Raw genomic sequence first — 5,907 nt, 5'->3', positions numbered from 1 at the left:
ACCAGTTCCACGGCCCAGCGGGCGCCCGGCGGCAACTCCCCCGCCGGGGCCTCGGGGCGGGGGGCACCGGCGATCAGCAGCGCGGCCCGGCCGGCGTCCTGCTCGCGCAGCAGCCGCAGCGCCTCAGCGGCGGCGCCGGGCGAGTCGACGGCCACCGCGTCGGCGGCGGCGCCGAGGGCGGCCGCGACGGCGGTCTCGTGGCCCGGGGTGATCCTCAGCAGTCCGGCGGCCGACCCGAGCAGTCCGGTGAGCCGGTCCCCGGCGGCGAGCAGCGCGCCGCTGCCGTCCTTGCGGCGCAGGCCGAGCGCGAGCGCGTCGTGCCGGGNGGTCAGCGCGGCCCGCTCGCGCTCGGCGACGGCCGCCGCCTCGCGGGCGGCGGCGAGCTCCCGCTCGACGGCGGCGAGCAGTGCCCTGGCGTCCTCGTGCGCGGTGTCGGCCCGTTCGCCGTCCTCGGCCTCGGCGTCGACCCTGGCCTTCAGTTCCTCGTACTCCTCCCGGGCCGCCCCGGCGCGTTGCAGCGCCTCGTCCCGGGCCTCGGCGAGCCGGCCGATCTCGGCCTCGGCGGCGGCGGCCTTGGAGCGGGCGGCGGCGGCCTGCCCCTGGAGCCGGGCCAGCCCCTCGCGGCGGTCGGCGATGGCCCGGGCGGCGTCCTTGAGCCGGCGTTCCTCGGCGGCGAGGGCGCGCTCCAGTCCGGCCTTCGTGTCGATTGCCTCGTCCAGCGCCTCCTGGGCCTGTTCCAATGCCTCGGCCAGCGCGGCCTCCTCCTCCCTGACCCGCTCGGCCTCGCGCTCCAGCTCCTCCGGGTCCCGGCCGCGCCGCTCCTCGGACTGCCCGTCGGCGGCCGCGTGCCGGGCCTTGGCCCCGGCCAGTCCGACGGTGCCGCGGGTGCGTTCGGCGAGGGCGGAGAGCCGGTACCAGGTCTGCCGGGCCGCCTCCAGGCCGGGGCCGAGCTGCTGGACCTGCGCCTCCAGCACGGCCTCGCGCTGGATCGCCCGGCCGAGTTCCTGCTCGACGGTGGAACGGCGCAGCCGCAGGGCCAGTTCGTCGGCGATCTCCGCCTCGACGGCCCGGCGCAGGGCGAGCAGGTCGTCGGCGAGCAGCCGCAGCCTGGCGTCCCGCAGGTCGGCCTGGATCCCGGCGGCCCGGCGGGCGATCCGGGCCTGTCGGCCGAGCGGGCCGAGCTGGCGCCGGAGTTCGGCCACCAGGTCCTGGACCCGATTGAGGTTGACCTGCATCGCGTCGAGCTTCCGCAGCGCCTTCTCCTTGCGCTTGCGGTGCTTGAGGACGCCGGCCGCCTCCTCGATGAAGGCGCGCCGACCCATCGGGTCGGCCTGCAGGACGGAGTCGAGCCGGCCCTGCCCGACGATGACGTGCATCTCGCGGCCGATGCCGGAGTCGGAGAGCAGTTCCTGGATGTCCAGCAGCCGGCAGGTGTCGCCGTTGAGCGCGTACTCGCTGCCGCCGTTGCGGAACATCGTCCGGGTGATGGTCACTTCGGCGTACTCGATCGGCAGGGCGCCGTCGGTGTTGTCGATGGTGAGGCTGACCTCGGCCCGGCCGAGCGGGGCGCGCCCGCTGGTACCGGCGAAGATGACGTCCTCCATCTTGCCGCCGCGCAGCGACTTGGCGCCCTGCTCGCCCATCACCCAGGAGAGCGCGTCGACGACGTTGGACTTGCCGGAGCCGTTCGGCCCGACCACGCAGGTGATGCCGGGCTCGAAGCGCAGGGTGGTGGCGGAGGCGAAGGACTTGAACCCGCGCAGCGTCAGACTCTTCAGGTGCACGCGCCGCTCTCCTCGCCCCTCGCTCGCCGGGCCCTGGCCGGGGCCCTGCGGCGACTGTATCCGCCCGCCCCGCCGGGACCTGCGGCGATCGCGGCCGGACACGACGAAGGGACGCCACACGGGGCGTCCCTCGCAAGCTGCGTCCCTTTCGGGGCGGCTCAGTGCACAGCGGCGTCGATCGGGGATCGGGCGGAACTCAGGTGAGAGCCGGCTCCCGCTGATCCAGATCGATGCTGTTGAGCAACGAGTGCTCGTCGGCGACAGCGGTGAGTGCGTCGTTCACAGCCTGCATCCTGATGAGCTCGGCTTCGAGATCCTGGACGCGCTGCTGCAGCCGTCGCATCTCGGAGAGCATTCGCGGGTCGGGGCCGCCGACGTACCCGAGAAGCGCCTTTGCCATGATGAATGGTCCTCCACGCTGAGTGACCGAACCGGAACGGTAACGGTCTAGGGGGAAGGGGGACGCACGCGCGGCGTGCACCGGCAGTGCTGGCTGGGCACTACGGCACAACCACCGTGAGCTGGGCTCACGGGGGCATGCACCTACCGGAATAACGCGGTCGTGTGCGCGGGTTTCCAGCGTCTCACCAAAGACGGTACGGGTCAACACGATCACCGCACGCTACCGCGCCCCTGTCACCTGCCTGGCGGTGTCGTCACGCCCGGCGGCTACGAAGGGGGGTCCACCACATGCTCGTGGATCATCGTTCGATGCGGAGTCAACCACGAGTCTGCCCGGATGGCAACCGTACGACACCGCCGGTTGACGATCGTTTTCGATCGACCGGCCCGGGCCCCCGCCGACGGGGGTTCTCAGCGGATCTCGAAGGTCCCGTACCCGGGCCCGACGGCGGTCCAGATCTCGGTCACCCCGCTGACCCGGCCGGGCGTGTCCGGGCCCCTGAGCAGCGTGAGCAGCTGCTCGCACTCCGGGGCGAGCCCCTCGGCCACCACCTGCACCCGGCCGTCGCCGAGGTTGCTCGCGTAGCCGGTCAGTCCGATCTCCAGCGCCCGCGCCCTGGTCCACCAGCGGAAGCCGACCTGCTGCACCTTGCCGCGTACCCAGGCGGTGACGCGGACCGGCTCGTCACTGTGGGCGTCGCGACCGTGCATGCCCCCGACCCTATCCGCCGCGACGGCGGCCCGCGTCACGGAGCAGCCGGTACGACGACGCCACCCCGGCCGGTCGTGGGACCGGCCGGGGCGGCGGGATCGGGCGGGGCGGCGGGATCGGGCGGGGCGGGGCGGCCGGGTCAGAAGCCCCCGCCGAAGTCGCCGCCGCCACCGAAGTCCCCGCCACCGCCGCCGTCGAAGCCACCGCCGAAGTCGGAGGAGTCGAAGTCGGCACCGGACTGGTCCCCACCCTCGTAACCGGCGCCGGCGTCCGCCGGGCCGTACGCGTACGCCGGGGTGGCCATCATCGAGCCGAGCATGGTGCCGACCAGCAGGCCCGGCAGCAGACCGCCGCCGCCGAAGCCGCCGAAGTAGCCGCCGGCCCAGGGGCCGTACGCCGGGCCCGCGTTCCAGTACGGCTGCGGGCCGTGCTCGGTCGGCACGGTCCGGATGTCCGGGTCCTGCCCGGCCGCGAGCCGGTCCGCGTCGGCCCGGCAGACCGGGACGGCGCGGGCGGCGCCGCCCGCCGGGGCCCAGTCGGCGTCCTTCACCGACGGGCCGTGCCGGGGGTCGAAGAAGCAGGGGGGACGCCGCTCGGGCAGCGGGTGCCCGTCCCGCCGGGCGGCCAGGGTGGCCAGCGCGAACCGGCCGTCCTCCAGCGCCTCGGCGACCGGCTTGACGTCCGCCGGGCCCTTGGCCTCGTCCATCAGCCGCTTGGCCCGCTCGTAGGAGTCCAGGGCGTGGGTGTAGTCGCCGCGCTGCACATCGTCGGCGTCCGGCGCGGAGGGGACGAAGTCGAGCCGGTCCAGCTCCTCGCCGTAGGCGGTGATGTCCTCGTCCACCACCCGGCGGACCTGGGCCAGTTCGGCCCGGCGCTGATCCTCCTTGCGCCGCTTGGACCGGCGGAACAGCAGGAACACCCCGGTGCCGGCCAGCGCCAGCAGGGCCAGCGGCACGGCGATCGCGGCCGCCGATGCTCCACCCGCCGTGCTGTTCACACCGTGCCCCTTGACCTGCGGGGCGGCGGTGTCCACGAAGTCGTTGAGGGTGGCGTCGATGTCGCCGGGGTGCGCGCGGAAGGACGCGCCGGCGATCCGCTGGGCGCTCGCGCTGGGCAGCGCGCCCTTGTCCGAGCGGGCCTGGAACTGGTCGCCGCGCCAGATCGCGTAGGTACCGGTGATGCCGACCTTGGTGCGCAGGTCGTCGAAGACGGTCGAGGCGCCGTAGGGGTCGGCCGCCGGGACCACCGCCACGAAGATCGGCTTGTCAGCCTTGCGGATCTTCTCGGTCAGCGCGTCGGCCTGGCCCTGGCTGAACCGGCCCGCCATCGCCGGGTCGACGTACACCCGGCCCTGCTTGAGCGCGGCGGCCGCGTCGTCGAGCCCGCCCGCCGCCGAGGCGGCCGGCGCCAGCAGGAGCAGCAGCCCGAGCAGCGCCGCCACCAGGGCCAGCGGCCCGGCGCCCCGGGAACGTCGTCGAGCAAGGGTTCTCATGCCACCGACGCTACCGCGACCGGTCCCCCGACCGGGCATACCGGCCGGGTACGGGGCGGACCGGCACCCCCACCGTCCGCCGGGGTGGGTCCCCTTCCACGGGATGATCTTTCCTCCGGCCGCCCCGGAACCGTGATCGGAGCGGGAACCCGGCCACCGGCCCGGTCGTACCACCGGCGTGTCCCGGCGGGCGCGGAGCCCGTCCCGGGGCGTCCCGACCGTGCCGCGCGACCAGGCATAGTGGTGGCCGAACGGTCACCCCACAGCCACCTCCCGACCGTCCTGCCCCATCCCTCCTGATCGGAGCACGTGTGATCATCGGCCTCGTCACCGCTGTGGCGGCCTCCGCCTGCTACGGCACCGGTTCGGTCCTCCAGGCCGTGGGATCCCGGCGCTCCGCCCGCGAGGAGGCCGCCAAGGGCGGCGACTCCACCGGCACCACCGCGCACGGCGGGCCGAGCCTCTCCTCCACCGCCAAGGCCGCCGTGACCTGGGAGTTCGTCCTCGGCACGGTGCTGGACTTCATCGGCTTCGGGCTCGGCGCGCTGGCCGCCCGGCTGCTGCCGCTGTTCCTCTCCCAGACCATCATCAGCGCCAACCTGGTGATCACCGCGGTGCTGTCGATCAAGCTGCTCGGGATCCGGCTCAAGCAGTTGGAGTGGGCCTCGATCGGCGTGCTCTGCTCGGCGCTCGTCCTGCTCGCCGTCTCGGCCGGGCCGGAGGGCGGGCACCATGCCGAGATGTCCTTCCACTGGTGGCTGCTGGCGATCACCACCGTGCTGCTGGTGGGCGGCGGCCTGCTGGTGCGCCGGATGGGAGCCAACGGCGCGATCGTCGCCGGTCTGCTCTCCGGCCTCGGCTTCGGTGCGCTCGGCGTCGGTGTGCGGATCCTGAACGGCGTCGAGCCCTTCGACCTCGGCAGCCTGCTCTCCGACCCGGCGCTGTACGCGATCCTGGTCGGCGGCATCGGCGGTATGTACGTGCACACCGTGGCCCTGCAGATCGGCTCGGTGAACGGCGCCACGGCCGCCCTGGTGGTCGGTGAGACGGTGCTGCCGGGCGCGGTCGGCGTGCTGTGGCTCGGCGACTCCTCCAAGGCCGGGCTGGGCTGGCTCGGCGTGGCCGGCTTCGCGCTGGCGGTGGTCGCGGCGGTCGGTGTCGCCTACTTCGGCCAGGACACCCACGGCGGCCTCCCCGACGGCGAACCGGCCCGGCCCGAACTCGCCGAGCGCTGACACCGGGGGCGGCGGCGCCATCGCCCCGCCGCCCCTTCAGTCCCCTTCGCGCACCCGCGGAACGCGCTGGCAGCGGGGGCAGAAGTAGCTGGACCGGTTCATCCAGGCGGCCCGCCGGATCGCGGTGCCGCAGCGGCGGCAGGGCTCGTCCTCCCGGCCGTAGGCGTCCAGGTCCCGGGAGAAGTAGCCGCTCTCGCCGTTCACATTGACGTACAGGCTGTCGAAACTGGTGCCGCCGACCGCCAGCGCCGCCGTCATGACCTCGCGGGCGTTCGCCAGCAG

Annotated in this window: 6 protein-coding genes; 1 reads left to right on the top strand and 5 read right to left on the bottom strand. The window is 74.4% G+C overall.

Annotated features, from left to right (window positions below; genetic code table 11):
• The 4 genes from VR45_RS20545 to VR45_RS20530 all read right to left on the bottom strand — a co-directional run.
• The coding region (locus VR45_RS20545) for an AAA family ATPase (protein ID WP_045941264.1) at window positions 1-1,784 on the bottom strand (1,784 nt) is incomplete at its 3' end.
• A gap of 196 nt (window positions 1,785-1,980) precedes the next feature.
• The gene (locus VR45_RS20540; protein WP_030396724.1) at window positions 1,981-2,184 is read right to left on the bottom strand and encodes a hypothetical protein; all 204 of its coding nucleotides are present in this window, start codon (window positions 2,182-2,184) and stop codon (window positions 1,981-1,983) included.
• Window positions 2,185-2,597: 413 nt separating this feature from the next.
• Window positions 2,598-2,897 (bottom strand): acylphosphatase, encoded by a 300-nt coding sequence (locus tag VR45_RS20535; protein WP_045941263.1) that lies wholly within the window; start codon window positions 2,895-2,897, stop codon window positions 2,598-2,600.
• A gap of 140 nt (window positions 2,898-3,037) precedes the next feature.
• Window positions 3,038-4,390, bottom strand: coding sequence for a hypothetical protein (locus VR45_RS20530; protein ID WP_045941262.1), 1,353 nt, complete (start codon window positions 4,388-4,390; stop codon window positions 3,038-3,040).
• A 311-nt stretch (window positions 4,391-4,701) separates the two neighbouring features.
• Here VR45_RS20530 and VR45_RS20525 point away from each other — a divergent pair, with 311 nt between their 5' ends.
• Window positions 4,702-5,625, top strand: a complete 924-nt coding sequence (locus VR45_RS20525) for a hypothetical protein (RefSeq protein WP_045941261.1) — start codon at window positions 4,702-4,704, stop codon at window positions 5,623-5,625.
• A 36-nt stretch (window positions 5,626-5,661) separates the two neighbouring features.
• Here VR45_RS20525 and VR45_RS20520 read toward each other — a convergent pair.
• The coding region (locus VR45_RS20520; protein ID WP_045941260.1) for a zinc finger domain-containing protein at window positions 5,662-5,907 on the bottom strand (246 nt) is incomplete at its 5' end.

Source organism: Streptomyces sp. NRRL S-495, from assembly GCF_000966955.1.
GTDB classification, from domain to species: Bacteria; Actinomycetota; Actinomycetes; order Streptomycetales; family Streptomycetaceae; genus Kitasatospora; species Kitasatospora purpeofusca.
This window is presented reverse-complemented; position numbering and strand designations above follow the sequence as displayed.

Coding starts and splice junctions, on each gene's coding strand:
- VR45_RS20535 (WP_045941263.1), bottom strand. CDS start 2,897: ATGCACGGTCGCGACGCCCACAGTGACGAGCCGGTCCGCGTCACCGCC.
- VR45_RS20530 (WP_045941262.1), bottom strand. CDS start 4,390: ATGAGAACCCTTGCTCGACGACGTTCCCGGGGCGCCGGGCCGCTGGCC.
- VR45_RS20540 (WP_030396724.1), bottom strand. CDS start 2,184: ATGGCAAAGGCGCTTCTCGGGTACGTCGGCGGCCCCGACCCGCGAATG.